Origin of the sequence: Puniceibacterium confluentis, assembly GCF_007923445.1 — a bacterium.
GTDB lineage: Bacteria > Pseudomonadota > Alphaproteobacteria > Rhodobacterales > Rhodobacteraceae > Puniceibacterium > Puniceibacterium confluentis.
The window spans coordinates 1-16,354 of the sequence record NZ_VOJI01000043.1; the positions used below are offsets into that span (position 1 = coordinate 1).

Sequence of the window (16,354 nt, forward strand, 5' to 3'; positions counted from 1 at the left end):
GTCCGCGCCAAAATAGGCATGCCATCGATAATGAACCCGATAAACCTGCCCGACATGGGCAGAATGAATGGGAACTGGCGCTAAACCGGAAGAACGCCCTCTTTGCCGGTCACGACGCGGGGGCAGAAAACTGGGCCGTTATCGCCTCGCTGATCGAGAGCTGCAAAATGAACGCCGTCGATCCGCACGCTTGGCTGGCAACGACCCTAACGGCTATCGCTGGAGGTCACATGCAGAGCAGTATCGCCGACCTCATGCCCTGGAATTACGCCGCCAAGGTGTGATCGGAACACCGGTTACGTGTCTTCGATGTTGAGGCCACGAGACTTTGCATCCGCGAACATGCATTCGATCCCCCATCGCCTGCGACAGAGGTTGAGGCCGCGCCCGGCGTCATCGAGGCTGGTGGCGACGATAAGCAACTCGCCGCCCTTGATGCGCTTGGCGGCGATGCGCAGTCGGTCGTCGGGTGATGCTTCCATGCCGTTTAGCCAGCCTTCCCAAGTGCCGCGCTTGCGAAGGAGGGTGCGAAATTGGCGCAGACTGCCGTCAGCAAGACGGATCAGCATGTCTTCCTTGAGGCGGATGGCAAAGGGAACATCGTTTTTATTGAGAAAATGCATCCATTCAGCACCAATGAACTCGCGATCCGCCAGCAACGCGTCAATGGAGGCCGCCCCGAACAGCCGCAGATAGAGTTCCATAAGTGCAATAGGCTGCGCAGTGGCTGAATTGCCCGCATGATCCAGAAGCACCCACATTAGCGGCACTCGGAACCGGCGCGTGACGACGGCCAGAGGCGCACGGCCTCATCCCGGTTCCTGATGGGGCCGCTATTATCATGCACAAGGCGCGCACCGGCCTCAAACAACACATCACTGGACAGAATACGACCCGTCTTGCGAGGCGAGCCACGACGCACCCTCGCGCGATGCAGGTCAGCGAGAATTACCTGATGCAACGACCAGTCCCGGTACGGTTCGATCAACCGGCACAGGCGAACGACAGCCCCGATGCTATCAAAGGAGCGGCATCAAACCGTGACAGGTCCAAAGGGCATCGCCGACCTATACGATCAAGTCGTGCGGAGGTATAAAAGCGCCCAACAGCCAGCGATCCACGACTGCCCCAAGTGCCCTGCAATCAAGGAACTCTCGAGATGAGCCAAACCCACACCTCGGCCCCCTATGGCCCGAGCAAAAGGCAGGACCTGACCCAGCTGGTGCTCATGCGGCGGCTGGTGTTCATCGCCGCAATTCTGGGGCTGTATCTGCAGGTGCCCCTCGGTGTACCCTATGGGTTGTTCCTGCTGCCAAGCCTTGTGCTGTCCGTGCTGGCCTTTCCCGGGCCCGCACCCTACCACCCGATGATCTTCTTTCTGGTCTTCGGCACTGTCATGCTTCTGATCACGTCGTTCGCGCATCCCAGTGACTTGGGTAACCAGACCAGTTCGACCATCCTGCTGTGGTTGTCGATCTTCGCCAGCCTCGCGGTTGGCACCCAACTGCGGCGACTGGGGAAACGCCGCATGGCAAAGTGGTTCTGGTGGATCACCGTAGCCATCATCATCGGTGCGCTGCTCGAAAGGCTGGGGCCCCTGCGCCCGATCAGCGACGGCATACGCTCAGCGCTTTACCCGGCATCCATCCTCTATGATGGCGAGGCTCGCGACTTGGCGAATCACGGCTTCGTCCGCCCCAAGCTGCTGACCAGCGAGCCCTCGCACCTGGGTAAGTTCTTTGCCACATTCATCACCGTCGCGGCGGCGCTGGATTCACGGCGGATCAAGCACCTCGTGGTAAATGTCGCCGGGTATATGGTGATTGCCAGCCCGGTCATCCTGATCGCGGTTGGGGTGATCGTTCTGATGATCTTGCAGGCACGAGGATGGCGTCGCTCGTTCCGCTCGCCGTTCATCATGCTACCAGCCGTGCTCACGCTGGCTTTGGTCGCGGTCTACGTCTACCAGATTGCCACCGTCCGCCTGAGCGGCAACGGGGGCGGCATCGAACCCTCAACATATCAACGCATCGTGCAGCCTTACCTGGTGATGATGATGTCCCTCGAGCAGAGACCGCTTTTCGGATACGGGCTGGGATCACAGGCTCTGCTTGAGCGGTTTTTCCACATCACCTTCGTCTCGTCCTACGCGCCCGAGTTTTTCCGCAACGAATCGTACGAGATAGCCAGAAGCTTCGGCAATATCCATTTTGGCATGGTGGCGCAGTTTGGTGTTCTCGGCAGTGCGATCTGGCTGTTCTGTATCGAGCAGATCCGGCGCAGCTTTTCGGCCGCCGCTATCCCGTTCTGGGCCTTTTATGTCGGGTACGGTTTCTTCACTGCCGCTGTTAATACCCCGCTTTTAATCGCCCCCCTGTGCCTTGTTGCCTTTGGATTGTCCGCAGACAGACGCAGGACACTCGCGTGAGATCAGATCGCATATATAGCGGTGGCGGGCGCCAAACTGTGCGGTTGCGCAAATTTTTCTACCCGTCTTTAGGATACGCGGCTCAGTCGGGCGTTTCAATATTGACAGCTTCCAAGCCCATCCGTTAGCGAACTGGAGGCGCAGGAAATTCTCCTTTGCAATTTCAAAAACTTCCGTTTTTTCAGAGGAACTTATTGTATTATGACGCCAGCCGCTTCCTCATTAGATCCTTTGCCGAATCCGGCCCGCCAGCATATCCTTGGCCTCGACGGGTTGCGTGGGTGCGCAATTCTCATGGTGCTCATCGTGCACGCCTATTATCGGGGGCCGGCACTGGATCTCCCCCACTGGTAGACGAGATCTTCCAATTCGGTTGGGCCGGGGTTGACCTGTTCTTCGTACTGTCCGGATTTCTGATTACTTCGATCCTGCTCGAAGCGAAGGGAAGCGCCAATGCTTTCCGCAACTTCTACGTCAAGCGGGTCGGCCGGATCTTTCCGTTATACTATGCAATCTTCTTCATCTTCCTGCTTGCCTCGGCGGTGTCACTGCACCCCAAGTTCGACCCTCTGATGGATGACGTTGCCCAGTATTGGTATCTGTATGGCTTCTTCGCCAGCAACCTTTTCGAAATCTTCGGCATCGACAACTACAATCCAGCCTTCGCCGTGACCTGGTCGCTGGCAGTTGAGGAACAGTTCTACCTGGTCTGGCCGTTTTTGGTGTTGATGCTGCAGCGCAAGACGCTGTCAGTGATTTTGCCCGCGCTGTTCGTCGCCCAGCTGGTTTTGCGGGCCACGCTGATAGGCCAAGTGGATCACGATCTTATCTACCATTTCACGTTGACCCATGGCGATGGGCTGATCTTTGGCTCGATGCTGGCGCTGAGGGGCGACTATCTGTGGCGCCATCGCCGTCTTCTGCCCTGGCTGCTTCTGGGATCTGCGGTCCTGCTTGTGTTGGTGTTTATTGTTTCGGGCGGGACCTCGTACCAGCTGCCGAGTGTACAACTGTTCGGGTATCCGCTGATCGCCCTGACCTGCACGCTGCTTTTGACATTGTCGATGGACAAAGGTTTGGTCGCCCGGATCATGCAGATGTCTTTGCTGCGCACTTTCGGCAAGTACAGTTTCTTCATCTACCTGACGCACCAGCCCGTTCTGTTCGCGGGAGACCAACTGCCGTTGCCGGGCGGTTTGATCTCGTGGTCGCTGTATTTCATAGGGTTCTGTGCCGTTATGATCGGGTTGGGGACACTGTCGTGGCGATATTTCGAAACGCCTGCTGCAAAATTCGTGCGCAGCCGTTTCCTGGGCCCGAAAACTCATGCCAAAGCTGCAGAAGCCTGAAGGCCCGGGTCTTTTCGTATGGGCCGTGTCTGCGTGCGAAGGTAAGAAAGGGCAATTCCCGTGCCGTGATTGATCCGGCTCAGGCGATCTCGAGTTTCAGGAAATGCGCGTAGGCGTCCTTGACGCCATCCTCGAGCGAGCGGGCCTTGTTCCAGCCCATCTCGTGCAGGCGCGTGCTGTCCATCAGCTTGCGCGGCGTGCCGTCGGGCTTGGTGGCATCAAAGGTCAGCTCGGCCTCGTAGCCGACCACGCGGGCGATGGTTTCGGCCAGCTCGCGGATGGATACCTCGACGCCCGAACCGCAGTTCACGTGCTCGTAGCCCGAGTATTCCTTGAGCAGGAAGACCAGCGAATCCGCCAGGTCGTCGCAGTGCAGGAACTCGCGCAACGGTGTCCCCGAGCCCCAAAGCTCGACCGAGGGCGCACCGGATTTCTTGGCCTCGTGGAACTTGCGCAGAAGCGCCGGCAGCACATGGGATGAATTTAGATCGTAGTTGTCACCCGGGCCATACAGGTTGGTCGGCATCGCCGAGATCCAGTCACGGTTCTCGTACTGGGTACGATAGGCCTGACACAGCTTGATGCCCGCGATCTTGGCGATCGCGTACCATTCGTTGGTCGGCTCCAGCGGGCCGGTTAGCAGGCTGTCCTCGGGAATCGGCTGGGGCGCCAGCTTGGGATAGATGCACGAGGAGCCCAGAAACAGGAAGCGTTCGACATCCGCCTGATGCGCCGCATCCATGATGTTGGTCTCGATCTGCAGGTTCTGCAGCAGGAAATCCACCGGATAGTCGCTGTTGGCCTTGATGCCGCCGACCTTGGCCGCGGCCATGACGATGGCATCGGGCTTTGTCTTCAGCATCCAATCGCGCACTGCATGCTGATCGGTCAGATCAAGCACGTCACGGCCCGCCGTGATGACCTCACAGCCCTCGGATGCCAGACGCCGGACGACAGCGCCCCCGACCATACCGCGGTGACCCGCGACCCAGATACGCTTTCCACTCAGATTATAGGACACTTTCGGGCCTTTCTCATGTTTTGACTTCAACAGACCGGGTTGCCAGACGTTTGCGGACAAGGCGGCGCATCGGTGTTTCGAATTTGACCAGCGACAGGTAGGAGAGACCGATCAGAACCGGCAGGCTTGCCACGACATAGAGGGTCATGACACTGCCCTGCAGACCCAGAATGCGTTCGCCAATGACCGACAGGGCAACCGTCTGGAACAGCGGATGCAGCATGTACAGCGAATAGGTCAGCTGACCCAGCAAGGACAGACGGATCATCACGGCATTGGGCGGACCGTGGCGATCCATGGCATAGATCAGGGTCACCGCCAGATAGGACAGCAGGACCGTCACCCCCTGCGCTTCGATCAGGATCATGCCCGCAAGCAGGCTCGCCAGCACGGGACCAAACAGGACACCCGGCAGACGCAGCGCGCTCAGTTCGGCGCGCCACAGGTAAAGCACACATCCCAGAAGAAACCCCGGCAAGGCACGCAGGACACCGAAGTTGTAGCTGCGGGTCCACCAGCCGTCATCCAGCAGGTACAGCGCCCCCAGAGCCCCGACAAACAGCGCCAGCACGGCCAGACGTGACCGCACGATGATCAGCGCCAGCACCGGAAACAGCAGATACATGGCAAATTCGGCGCTGATCGACCAGCTGACGAAGTTGTAGACAAGGTGATCGCAGCCGCCAAAGGCATGGGTCAGCGTCATCACCCCGGGCAAGCAGGAGATGTCGTATTTCTCGGGCTGGTTCAGCCCCATGCCCAGGGCGCCCGCCAGAAGGCCAAGCGAGACATAGGCAAGGGTCATGGCCCAGTGCAGCGGCACGATCCGGGCGATCCGGGAGATCCAGAAGTTCTGGATCTGCGCACGGCTGTGGACCTTTTCGGAGTAGACATAGCAGATCACCAGCCCCGAGATGACAAAGAACACGTCGACGAACAGCTGCAGTCCGCTGGTGATCTGGCGGTCAATGCCGACCCATTCGGAATAGTGGAACAGGACGATCCCCATCGACGCGATAAAGCGCAGCAGGTCAAGACGCAGGAACGCATCGCTTTCGGCCTGCAACCCCCAAAGGCGAACGCCTGCGCTGCTGCGACGTCCATGAGGGGATGCACTCAGTTCAACCATCTTATTTCCTCATCTCACGTCCGCCCGATAGCCGTTCTCGGCCATCCAATCCTCGAAGGTCACCTCGACGGCCCGCTTCACGGCGCGCACCTCGTCCTGCGGCGTCAATTTTCCCACGTGCCCGGGGTGCAGCATGGTTTCCTTGTTGATGAACAACAGGCGGTTTTTCAGCTCAGCCACCGCCCGATCCGGCATCAGGCGCTTCAAAAGCCGCCCCGCGCGCAGCCAGCGGTTCACCGCAAGGAAACTGCGCGACAGGAAGGCCTTGACCGAGCGCATCGAGTCCTGCTCGCTTTGATCGCGGATCGTGTCGACGCCCGCCACCGCGGCCAGCATGGCCTCTTCGGAATAAGGGCGCACGACAAAGGCGCTGACCGCGCGGAACAGCTCGGGCCGACGCTCCTCGAGATCCTCGTAGCGCAGGAAAATGACATCCGAACGGGCCTTGTAGGCGTTCGCCGTCACCATATGGATGCGCAACATGGTCAGAACCCGGTCTTCGGTGAACTGCCAGATGCGCATCATCGACGCGCCCATGCTACGGGGATCGCGGATGGTGTAGATTTCCAGAACCTTCCCGGCGTCGGGCAGCGCATCGCGGTCAAAGGCATAATGCGTCTTGAGAATGCAGGCCTCGTCGCTTGTCGACGCCTCGCTGAACTGCGGGCCGTTGCGCGTGAGGTCGGCACCGTCAAAGAACCCCATGCTGCGGGTGCCGCCGGTCTGTTCCAGGTACAGACGGACGAGGTTGTAGATCAATGTCGATCCCGAACGGGGCATGCCATTGCAGATGATCAGCACGATGGCCTCCTTTGAATTTCTGGACAGCGCCGTGGTTCGCCAAACCTGTCCCGCTCAGATGCAAGGGACATGGTGACGACCGGGCATGTAGGTAAACTCATGTTGCGGGCGCTCGGCGATCCGGCGCGCCGGGATCCCCGCATATACGCCGTAGGGCTCGGTGGACTTGGTCACCACGCTGCCAGCGGCGACAACGCAGCCCTCGGCGACGGTGACGCCGGGCAGTACGATGACCCGCGGTCCGATCCAGACCCAGTCACAGATCTCGACCGGGGCAAAAACCGTGGTGAACTCGGGCACCCGGTAGTCGTGTTGCGCCGTCCAGAACATCGCCTCGGTCGACACGTTGACACAGCGTCCGAAACGCAGGCCCGCGCGTCCGTCAAGCTCGCAGCGGTCGCCAATCGACGTGCCTTCACCAATCTCGATCTTCTTTGTGCCGCGCATCCGCACGCCACGATAGATCGCCACGTTGCTCTCCAGACGCATCCGGCCCAGTCGACGATAGAGCCATCGCCGCAGATGCTGCGAAGGAAGCCACCCGATCGCCTCGATGATCAGCGTATACAACCCGTAAACAATATTAAGCATTCGGCTCATGATTCCATTAAAACAAAAATTCGGGCAACAGAGTCATGTCATTCCGCTGAATACACAAAAGTCACACCGCCTTAATTCTCATGACCATTTTTTCGAAATCCAAGATAGGAAAAAAGGTCATTGTTTCGATAGAAGCCCCGGAAAACAAGCGCTTGTCGCATCCTGCAGGGACACCACCGGGGAGGTATCGTAAAATCCCAAAATCTATTAGGACGCGCTTCTGCGGCGTCCGTTTCTCTTGGAGGCCACCGAAGTTTGATCGCCTTCGATCCCGGTAAAGTCTAACACGACCTCCCCGGGAAATGGACATCTGGAGCATATGAAAGACGGCTTAGGTCGTCAGTTTGTATAATACTCATTCTTGTTGTAGTGCTGATAGTCGTATCCGTAGTGCTGCATGCGCCGCGTATTCACTTGAGTCAGCGCCAGACCGGCCACACGGGCATTCACCGTCTCGAACAGGCTCAGGGATTCGGTGACCTGATCCAGGCTTGTGGCGTCCCAACGGACGGCCAAGACCACGGCATCCACACTTTGGGAAATGATCCGGGCGTCGGGAACGATCAGGACCGGCGGCGTATCGATCAACACAAGGTCGTATTTTTCGCGCGCGCTCTTGATGAATTCGCCAAAGCGGTTGGAGGCAAAGATATCTGCGGCATTGGCCGTCGTTTTTTCCCCCAGAAGGATATCGACCCCGGAGTACTCATTCCTGACCACCGTATCCTCAAGCGAGGCATCTCCGGACAAAACCGCAAGCAGCCCGGTTTTTTCCCGGCCGACACTCGGGGTGTACTCGGTCAGCGTGCGACGGCGGATATCGCCATCGACCAGCAAGACCCGCTTGCCCATGGCCCCAAAGTTCTGGGCCAGCGCGAGGGTCAGAGTTGTTTTGCCTTCGTTGGCGACCGCAGAGCAGACCATGATGACCTCGGGGGACCGGTCCATGTTCGAGAACATGAGCGAGGTTCGCAGGTTGCGCACCGCTTCGGCCGCGGCCGAAGTCGGGTTCTCCGAGAAATACCGGGCCGTGGCGATGCGCCCCTTGACCGGCACCTGCGGAACCTGCGCAAGAACCGGATAGCCGGTCCCGGCCTCAAGATCCCGGCCGGTGCGGATAGAGTCGTTTCTCAGCTCAAGTACCAGAACAATCACACTGCCCATCATGCAGCCGATGACCAGACCCACAGCAAGCAGCATGGCCTTCTTTGGGGTGCTTGCCCCGTTCGGGATCACCGCAAAGGACAGGGGTCGGCTGTCGGCCTGATGGATCCCCTGCTGCGCTGCAGTCTCATTAAGGCGTGTCAGGAAGTACTGGTACAGCAACCGGGCAGCTTCGGATTCGCGCTCCAGCTGCTGGAACCGGATCTGGTCTTTCCCTTGCTGGTCGAGCATGGTGGCCACGTCGCGCGCCGAGGCGTGCAGTGTCTCGAACTGCGAACGGGCACGACCGGCTTCCAGCTCCGCGCGCGCGACAATCTGTTGAAAGCGGCTTTCGATAGATGATCGTATCGACGGATCGCCGATACGCGGCAGCAGCGCCTTCAGCTGTGCATCATCGGCCGCCGCGGCGCGCTCTTGCGGGGTCTGCGCGGCCTCAAGCCTGCTCAGCCGTTCACCGGTCGTCTCCAGAAGGGCTTCGGTGTTCGTGATCCGCTCGCGCAGATCGCTGAGTTGGCGTTCCTGCGCGGCAATGCCTTCCGGGGTGAGCAGCTCGGTGTTGGCCCGGAACTCATTGACCTGTTCCTCGGCGTTCTCAAGGCGCGCCTGAAGCTGGCTGACGCGCTCGGCCAACCAACTGGTGGCCTGTTCGGTTGCGTTGTACTTGGCTTCGATTTGATCAAGGATATACTGATCGACGATCATGTCGGCGATGGTGCTGGACTTGACCGGGTTTTCCGTTGTGACCACGATCTGGAACACCAGACTTTGGGGTACGTTGACCACCGACAGTTTCTGCAAGAGCTGGCTGACCGTGCCATCGACCTCCTGCTTGGCTTCCATCTCCGGCAAGACCTGCACGTTGCCATTCTCGATCCCGAGGTAGCCAAGGACCTGGGCTTGCAGCTTGTCGATCAGGCTCGGCTCGCTCAGTAACAGATTGAACTCGGGGTCCGAGGTCAGGTCCAGCTTTTCCACGACCTTGGTCATCAGGGTCCGGCTTCGCAGAACCTCGACCTCGGTGTTGACCACGGAAGTATCCGCCCCCAGGCCGCTCACGACGCTTTGGATATCGACAACTGTTTCCTGACGGCTGTTCAGCATGACCACCGCCCTGGCGGTATAGGTCGGAACAGCAAGCATGTACGCATAGTATCCCGCCATCAGGACCCCGAGGGCCGCGGACAGAAGAATCCAAAGCTTGTTTCGCCACAAAACCTGTAAAAGCGAAAAGATATCAAGACTTTCCTGATCGCTCACACCGGATGTCGCGGTCGCAGAGTTGGAGGTATTCAAAGGGACTTTAACTCCTGATGCGTAGGTGTCTCTCACGGAGGAACAGGAGAGATACTGTCATGACCAAATGCTTTCCTTTCCACTAAAGGGCCTCGCAACACGAGGGCAAGCGGTTTCACGCAAGGCCCGCAAAAACCGCATCATTTCGCCACCTTAGACGTCGATGCGCCAGCAGCCAGCTGCAGAAGTGCGCGCGCTCTGGGTGGCCAGTTAAAGCGGTCACGGGCCTGCTCCAGTGCCGCGCCACTCATTTTGTCGAGCGCGTTGGTGTCGTTGATCATCGACCCGATCCGCTGCATCGCCTCGGGCAGGGTGCTCACCGCCACGTAGTGCCCATCTTCGGCCAGCGTGCTGCCGGCCATGGCATGGGGGTAGGCCACGATCACCAGGCGGCTGAAGACATAGTCCAGAACCTTCAACTTGAAGCCGCCGCCCAGGTCCTCAAGCACCAGGGCCATGCGCGCATCGGCGGTGACCTCCTCGAGGCTGTCGAATTCCCCGGTAAAGCTGACATCGACAAAGCCCGCGCGATACTGCTCCAGCCGGTCCGGGGCCATGCGCCCGGCGATCCGCAGATCAAAGCCCGCCGCCGCCCCGCCCGCCGCCTGATAGGCCGCCAGGATGTCATCGAGGTTGTGCAGCTTGGCGTTCCATTCAAAGGACCCCACGATCACGGCCAGCGGCCGCGTCTTTTCGTGGTCCTGCGGCAGCACCGGGTCGGCCACATAGCCCGGAGACAACTCGATCACCGGCTTGTCCGGTGCCAGCGCGCGATAGCGCGCGGCATCCTCGGCGGTGATCGCCGTGATCGCATCGGCCTGCTCCAGCAGCGCCAGCTCCATGTCCCGGTATTTCGCCGCGTCCTTCTGCTGCAGTCGGCGCAGGATCGGCTTGGTCACCGCGTCGGCGATCCTGCGCCGGATGTCGATGTCGACATTGTGCGAGACATAAAGCACCGGAAGCCCCGCCGCGCGCACCAGCTCAGCCGCGGGGGCCGTGCAGGACTCGCTCAGGATCACCGCATCGAAAGAGGTTTCATCCAGAAGCCTTTTCAGAGATTCCAGAGATTTCGGAGGCAGAGCGCGCTCGGCGGCGCGCGGTTTCTTGCCCAGCAGCGCCCGCAGATCGTCCCGCCGCCCGCTGCCATAGGGCACAGCGCTGCCGGTCCAGCGCAGGCCAGGCCGACTGAGCGGCGTCTCGGGCAGGCCGGTGCCGCAGAAAACTGTCACCGAGGTGTCCGGTTCGGCCACCAAGGCATCGATCAGGTCTGCGTTTAAACGCAGATCGCCCGCGCGGGGCGGATGCGGATAGGTGCGAACGACAATCAGCAGGTTCATGCCAGGAGCCCCTCCAAAATCGTGTCGGTAAAACGGTCCGGCGTATGCGCGGCCAGAAAGGCGGCGTTGCGCGGGCGCGCCTCGGTGCGGTCCAGCGCCAGCGCCAGCGCCAGCGGATCGGTCGTGTTCACCGTCAGCCCCAGGTCGTGCTCGGCGATCTGGTACCCCATCATGCCGGTGTTCTGCGCGATCAGCGGCTTGCCCGCCGCCGCGGCCCAGAAGACCACGCCGGATGATCCGATATGGTTCTGGTAGGGGGCCAGCACCACGTCGCAATCCACCACTTCCTGGGCCAGCGTCTCGTCCGAGACAAAATCATCCACCAGTTCGATGACCGCTTCGGGGCAGGCGCTCTGGACCTGCGCAAGATGCGCCATGAAACGCGACCGGTCCGCCGGATCGATCCGGCCGACAAAGCGCAGGACAAGACCCGCCCGGCTATCTGCGGGCAGGTGCCCCAAAGCGTCGAGCAGGGCAAAGATCCCCTTGCGCTCCGCCAGCGCCCCGAACAGCAGATAGACGGTCCCCCCGTCCGCGCGCGGCTGGCGCGCCCGGTTCTCGAGCAGGGACAGGTCAGGCGTTGGATCGGGCAGAAAGGTCAAAAGCCCCGCCATCCGCGAAATCGCCGCCCGGGGGGCGTATTCGTCCAGCGAGAACAGGCGCCGCAGTTCCGGTCGCTGCGCCGCCAGATAGCTGCCCCAACGCCGGGTGCTTTGCTTGAGCCGCCCCACGCTCAGCGGATAATTGTAGGTGTTGGGCGGGCGAAAGATGATCCCCGAGATCTGCCCCTCGACCTTGGCCCGGTCCAGCACCGCGCCATAGACCGCGTGGTCCATGAAGGGCAGGAACAGCTGGCCTCCGACACCGTCAAGCTGCGCGCGCGCGGCGGCCCACTGGGCGCGGCCCCGGGCCATTAGCCCGTCCTGGCGCAGCGCGGCAATGGCGGTCTCGTCCAGCACGGTGACCTCAGGGCCCGCGGTCGTGATCACGTCGGACAGCCGGTCGGCCATCTCGGCACCTGTCACCAGCCGCAACCGGCTGACCCGCGGATCGCGGGCGGCGGCCAGCAGGGTCATCCGCGCCCAGAATGCGCAGTGCCCGGCCTCGAGGGGTTCGAAATAGGTGAGGGTTGTCATGCCGACGCCTCGCTGCTACGCGGCAGGATCTCGGCGGCGCTGTAGGGGCAGCCGGGGAACAAGTCGAGAATGCCCTGCACCCGCTCAAGAGCCGCATCGTCGACTTTCTTGCGCCAGCGCCCGATCATGGCATGCGTGTCACCGTCGCGGATCGCCGCCGCCCCCTCGGCATCGCTCAGCCCGCGCACCGATACCGAGGCATTGCCCAGCATGCCGCGCATCTGCGGGGTACGGGTGATGTCGCACAGCGCCACCAGCCGGTCGATGGTCCCGTCGGGGTCCAGCACCATGTCCTCGTAAAACACCACAGGCGTCCCCGCGGCCAGCGTATCGAACAGCGCCATGTTCTCCAGACACCAGCACAGCACATAGCGCGCCAGCTCGCTTTCGGCATCGACGCGCCCGACCAGCCCCTCCAGTTCCGCGCGCTGTGCGGCGTTCAGGACCTGGCTTGTGAACACCGCGTTGCGGGCAAAAACATCAAGCTTGTCGCCCCAGTGATTGCGCGCGCAAGAGATCGCCTGTGGCACCGGGTGGCGGAAATACAGGATGTTGCGAAAGCCGGTTTCTTCGAGCAACGGCAGGATGTGATGCGCATCCGTGGTCTTGAGCACCAGCCGGTCCGAGCGAAAGTGGAAATCTGGGCACCAGAAACGCCATGGCTCCAGCACGTGCAGCCGACCGGCACGCATAGCCTCCATATAGGCCACAAGCGCGCCGCGCTCGGCCCCCGAGGGCTGCACAAAGAAGCCGCCCGCGGGCCAGGGCAGGTGTTCCATCTGCGGGCCGGTCGCCGTGTAGACCGAGAACGGCTGGTCGATCGATTTCATGCCCTTGTGATGCCCGATCACCTGCATCAGCAGCGTCGATCCCGAGCGTCGCGACCCGACCAATGCGATGTCCGCGCCGCCACTGGACGTATGCCGGTTGAAGGTTTCCCAGATTAGCTGCCGCAGCAGCTGTCGTGCCAGCATTTTGCTGCCTTCAAGCATGGTCATGTCCTTTCCGGATCGAGAAAGCCCTGTGTTTCGTGATCCAGAGCGCAACCGGTCCGAGGGCAATCATGTTGACGAGGGCGATCACGCCCAGCTGCAGCACCTCAGTGCTGCCCAGAGGCCAGCGGGCCAGCCCGATATTGAGCACCAGCGCCCCGGCCATATAGACCGCGATGCGCCCCCAGTGCAGATGCGCAAGGCAGGGCAGGAACAGGCCGAACCGCGCGTGGGACAGCCAGAACACGATGGCGGACCCGGCAGCAACCGAGACCGCATAGATCATCGGCATCACCAGCGCCGAGCCCAGCAGCGCCAGCAACAGCGCCCCCAGACCAAGGCTGATCGCGACCCGCGCAAAGGTCAGCCGGGACAGGCTGACCGTCGCATCAAGCGCCTGCAACGCCCAGAAGTGCGGCACCGACAGGCAGGCGACAAAGACCCCGACCGCCAGCACCAGAAGCGCGAGCTCGAGGCTGGCGGTGCTTTCGCCCAGCCAAACCGCAAAGACCAGCGGAGCGTGAATGGCCAGGGCCGACAGCGCCGGAAAGACCAGCACAATCTGTCCCGCCATGCCATCGGCCAGCAGCGTGTGGACGCGTGCGCGCTCAGAGAGGTCGGTCATCCGCGCCAGCCCCGGTAGCAGCGCCCGCAGCGCCTCGCTGACGGACTGCGAAATCACGATGGGCGCACGGGCGGCCACGGTGAATACGCCCAGCACGCTGGCCCCGGCCATGGCCGAAACGATCAGCTGGGACAGCGGCTGCAGCCCGCGCATGGACAGCGACAGCAGGCCGAAGCCGCGCACCAGATCCTGCAGCGCCGCGCCGCGGGCCAGCGGACCACGCAGGCGCCACTGGCCGCGCACAATCCCGGCGGCAAACAGCGCCTCGATCGCCCCCGCAGACAGAAGCGCCCAGGAAAAGGCGGTCATCGGGCTGTCGGAAAACAGCCTCAGCAGGCTCAGCGCAAGCACCGTCTGGATGATCACGCGCAGCACGGTCTTGACGTTGAACCAGTATTGTTCGTGCTGTCCCATGCGAATGGCAATCAGCCAGTTCGACCCCAGCTGCAGCCCCCCGGCAGCGGCGGTCAGCATGACCGGCGTCAGGATGTCACCCAGCGGGCGGCCCAGCAGCGCCAGCAGCAGGCTCAGGCCCACGGTCACGGCCCCAATCAGCATCATAGCGCGCAACACCGGTTCCAGCGCGGGCACCCCGTCCCGTCCGATGCGAAATGTCAAAGCGTTGGTCACGCCGAAATCGGCGATCAGCATGGTCGACTGGATGGCGTTGAGAAAAGCCCAGTGGCCGACAAGCTCCAGTCCGCCCTGACGGGCCAGCACACCCAACAGAAAGAAGTTCAGACCTGCATTTGTAGAAAATGCTGCAAAAACAATAATCTGGGACCGCTTCATGTTGCGGCGCGTCTTCTGCTCAAGGCCAGCCGTACTCATATCACTCTTGGTCATGCCATTGCCTCGCAAGCAAGCGGGCGCTTATGCTGGCGCGCCCCGTTGTTCTCAACTTCTTGCGTAGACGTCTTCGTAGCGCACGATATCGTCCTCGCCCACATAGGCGCCGGTCTGCACCTCGATCAGCACCATCGGCACCTTGCCGGGGTTCTCCATCCGGTGCACGCAGCCCAGCGGCAAGTAGACCGACTGGTTTTCCGTCACCAGCCTGACCTCGTCGTCGATGGTCACGCGCGCCGTGCCCTCGACCACGATCCAGTGCTCGGACCGATGGAAGTGGCTTTGCAGGCTCAGCGAGGCACCGGGATGCACCAGGATGCGTTTGACCTGGAAACGGTTGCCCACAACAAGGCTTTCGAACCAGCCCCACGGCCGGTGGTCCTTAGGGAAATGCGTCGCTTGATCGGCACCTTTGGCCTTGAGCGCGGCGACCACTTTTTTGACGTCCTGCGCACGGTCCATGTCCGCCACCAGAACCGCGTCGTTCATCGCCACCGCGATGATGTTCTTCAGGCCGATGCCCACGATCTCGAGGCGTTCGCTGTCCGAGCGCAGAAGCGTGTTCTCGCAGTCGATGGCGGTCGCGCCATCCACCGCCACAACGCCGTTTTCGTCGGGGTCGGCTTCGCGCCAGACTGCATCCCAGCCGCCCAGATCGTTCCAGCCGGCGGAAAACGGCACCGCGGACAGGTTGGACGCCTTTTCCATCACCGCGTAGTCGATCGAGATGTCCTCAAGCGTCGACCACGGCTCGGGCGCGAGGCGCAGGAAGCCGAGGTCGGCCTTGGCCTCGGTGACCGCCTGCTCGACCGGCGCCAGGAGGCCCTGCGCATGTTCGGCAAAGGCCGCGATCACATCCGCCGCCTTGCACAGGAAAATCCCCGCGTTCCACAAGAAGGTGCCGGCGTCGACCATGCTCTGCGCGGTGGCCTCATTGGGCTTTTCGACGAAACGCAACAGCGCGACCGGCGCGGCGCTTGTCGGTTTTTCGGACAGCTCAAGATAGCCATAGCCGGTCTCGGCATGGGTCGGCGTGATGCCGAAGGCCACCAGATTGCCAGCCTCAACCGCCGCAAGCCCTTCGACCACGGCGGCGCGGAAGGCGTCGGAATCCGGGATAACGTGATCCGAAGGCGCCACCAGCATCACCGCTTGCGGGTTTTGCGCCACCAGGTGCAGCGCCGCGGCCAGCACCGCGGGGGCAGTGTTCTTGCCCTCCGGCTCGATCAGGATCGCGCTGGGATCAATGCGGACCGAATGCAGCTGCTCGGTCACGATAAAGCGGAAATCTGAATTCGTCAGAACCACCGGCGCTCCGAAGGAGATCCCTTCGTGCTGACCGGACAGACGCCGTGCAGAGGCCTGAAACAGCGTCTCTTCCCCCACCAGAGGCACAAATTGCTTCGGATAGGACTTGCGCGAAAGCGGCCAAAGCCGCGTGCCAGAACCACCACAAAGAAGAACCGGGGTCACACTCGAGAAAGTCATGGGACAAATCCTTTTAATCAGTCTTCAACCAACAGGCCGAAGCGCCCCTGTTGCAATGTTCGGGGGCGCATGTCGCTCACCCGTTTTCCAGAGAGACCGGCAGGGCAAAGCCGTGCTCTTTGAGCAGGGCGTGGCGCTGTGC

Annotated in this window: 14 protein-coding genes; 3 read left to right on the top strand and 11 right to left on the bottom strand. The window is 61.5% G+C overall.

Going from position 1 to position 16,354, the window contains the following annotated elements; translation table 11 throughout:
- A partial coding sequence (locus FOY53_RS21595; protein ID WP_246107507.1) for a transposase domain-containing protein occupies positions 1 to 284 on the top strand: 284 nt, incomplete at its 5' end.
- Between the two features lie 12 nt (positions 285 to 296).
- Here FOY53_RS21595 and FOY53_RS21600 read toward each other — a convergent pair.
- A complete protein-coding gene (locus FOY53_RS21600) occupies positions 297 to 761 on the bottom strand; it encodes a transposase (protein WP_146592388.1) in 465 nt (154 codons plus the stop codon).
- 398 nt (positions 762 to 1,159) lie between these two features.
- Here FOY53_RS21600 and FOY53_RS21605 point away from each other — a divergent pair, with 398 nt between their 5' ends.
- Positions 1,160 to 2,428: an O-antigen ligase family protein gene (locus FOY53_RS21605; protein ID WP_146592389.1), complete on the top strand. Its 1,269-nt coding sequence runs from the start codon at positions 1,160 to 1,162 to the stop codon at positions 2,426 to 2,428.
- 194 nt (positions 2,429 to 2,622) lie between these two features.
- Positions 2,623 to 3,777, top strand: coding sequence for an acyltransferase family protein (locus FOY53_RS21610; protein WP_186766711.1), 1,155 nt, complete (start codon positions 2,623 to 2,625; stop codon positions 3,775 to 3,777).
- A gap of 79 nt (positions 3,778 to 3,856) precedes the next feature.
- Here FOY53_RS21610 and fcl read toward each other — a convergent pair whose 3' ends face one another.
- The 10 genes from fcl to FOY53_RS21660 all read right to left on the bottom strand — a co-directional run bounded on the left by fcl (position 3,857) and on the right by FOY53_RS21660 (position 16,212).
- Positions 3,857 to 4,798, bottom strand: a complete 942-nt coding sequence (fcl, locus tag FOY53_RS21615) for a GDP-L-fucose synthase (RefSeq protein WP_146592391.1) — start codon at positions 4,796 to 4,798, stop codon at positions 3,857 to 3,859.
- Positions 4,799 to 4,811: 13 nt separating this feature from the next.
- Positions 4,812 to 5,927, bottom strand: coding sequence for an acyltransferase family protein (locus tag FOY53_RS21620; protein ID WP_146592392.1), 1,116 nt, complete (start codon positions 5,925 to 5,927; stop codon positions 4,812 to 4,814).
- Between the two features lie 9 nt (positions 5,928 to 5,936).
- Entirely contained in the window at positions 5,937 to 6,728 is a 792-nt protein-coding gene (locus tag FOY53_RS21625; protein ID WP_146592393.1) for a sulfotransferase family protein, read from the bottom strand.
- Positions 6,729 to 6,782: 54 nt separating this feature from the next.
- Entirely contained in the window at positions 6,783 to 7,319 is a 537-nt protein-coding gene (locus FOY53_RS21630; RefSeq protein ID WP_186766712.1) for an acyltransferase, read from the bottom strand.
- 348 nt (positions 7,320 to 7,667) lie between these two features.
- Positions 7,668 to 9,749 carry a GumC family protein gene (locus FOY53_RS21635; protein ID WP_246107509.1) on the bottom strand — a complete coding sequence of 694 codons (2,082 nt, stop codon included), beginning with the start codon at positions 9,747 to 9,749 and terminating at the stop codon, positions 7,668 to 7,670.
- A 176-nt stretch (positions 9,750 to 9,925) separates the two neighbouring features.
- The gene (locus tag FOY53_RS21640; RefSeq protein WP_146592395.1) at positions 9,926 to 11,122 is read right to left on the bottom strand and encodes a glycosyltransferase; all 1,197 of its coding nucleotides are present in this window, start codon (positions 11,120 to 11,122) and stop codon (positions 9,926 to 9,928) included.
- A complete protein-coding gene (locus FOY53_RS21645; RefSeq protein ID WP_146592396.1) occupies positions 11,119 to 12,258 on the bottom strand; it encodes a glycosyltransferase in 1,140 nt (379 codons plus the stop codon). Before FOY53_RS21645 ends, FOY53_RS21640 begins: the two co-directional genes overlap by 4 nt.
- Positions 12,255 to 13,250 (bottom strand): hypothetical protein, encoded by a 996-nt coding sequence (locus FOY53_RS21650; protein WP_222435313.1) that lies wholly within the window; start codon positions 13,248 to 13,250, stop codon positions 12,255 to 12,257. Before FOY53_RS21650 ends, FOY53_RS21645 begins: the two co-directional genes overlap by 4 nt.
- Positions 13,243 to 14,721 carry a lipopolysaccharide biosynthesis protein gene (locus FOY53_RS21655; protein WP_146592398.1) on the bottom strand — a complete coding sequence of 493 codons (1,479 nt, stop codon included), beginning with the start codon at positions 14,719 to 14,721 and terminating at the stop codon, positions 13,243 to 13,245. The genes FOY53_RS21650 and FOY53_RS21655 overlap by 8 nt, the downstream gene beginning before the upstream one ends.
- Positions 14,722 to 14,772: 51 nt before the next feature.
- Positions 14,773 to 16,212, bottom strand: coding sequence for a mannose-1-phosphate guanylyltransferase/mannose-6-phosphate isomerase (locus FOY53_RS21660; RefSeq protein WP_146592399.1), 1,440 nt, complete (start codon positions 16,210 to 16,212; stop codon positions 14,773 to 14,775).
- Positions 16,213 to 16,354: the final 142 nt, after the last annotated feature.

Excerpts from the sequence above, each read along its gene's own strand:
- FOY53_RS21600 (WP_146592388.1), bottom strand. The coding sequence starts at position 761 with ATGTGGGTGCTTCTGGATCATGCGGGCAATTCAGCCACTGCGCAGCCT.
- FOY53_RS21655 (WP_146592398.1), bottom strand. The coding sequence starts at position 14,721 with ATGACCAAGAGTGATATGAGTACGGCTGGCCTTGAGCAGAAGACGCGC.
- FOY53_RS21640 (WP_146592395.1), bottom strand. The coding sequence starts at position 11,122 with ATGAACCTGCTGATTGTCGTTCGCACCTATCCGCATCCGCCCCGCGCG.
- FOY53_RS21630 (WP_186766712.1), bottom strand. The coding sequence starts at position 7,319 with ATGCTTAATATTGTTTACGGGTTGTATACGCTGATCATCGAGGCGATC.
- FOY53_RS21645 (WP_146592396.1), bottom strand. The coding sequence starts at position 12,258 with ATGACAACCCTCACCTATTTCGAACCCCTCGAGGCCGGGCACTGCGCA.
- FOY53_RS21605 (WP_146592389.1), top strand. The coding sequence starts at position 1,160 with ATGAGCCAAACCCACACCTCGGCCCCCTATGGCCCGAGCAAAAGGCAG.
- FOY53_RS21650 (WP_222435313.1), bottom strand. The coding sequence starts at position 13,250 with ATGCTTGAAGGCAGCAAAATGCTGGCACGACAGCTGCTGCGGCAGCTA.
- FOY53_RS21660 (WP_146592399.1), bottom strand. The coding sequence starts at position 16,212 with ATGACTTTCTCGAGTGTGACCCCGGTTCTTCTTTGTGGTGGTTCTGGC.
- FOY53_RS21620 (WP_146592392.1), bottom strand. The coding sequence starts at position 5,927 with ATGGTTGAACTGAGTGCATCCCCTCATGGACGTCGCAGCAGCGCAGGC.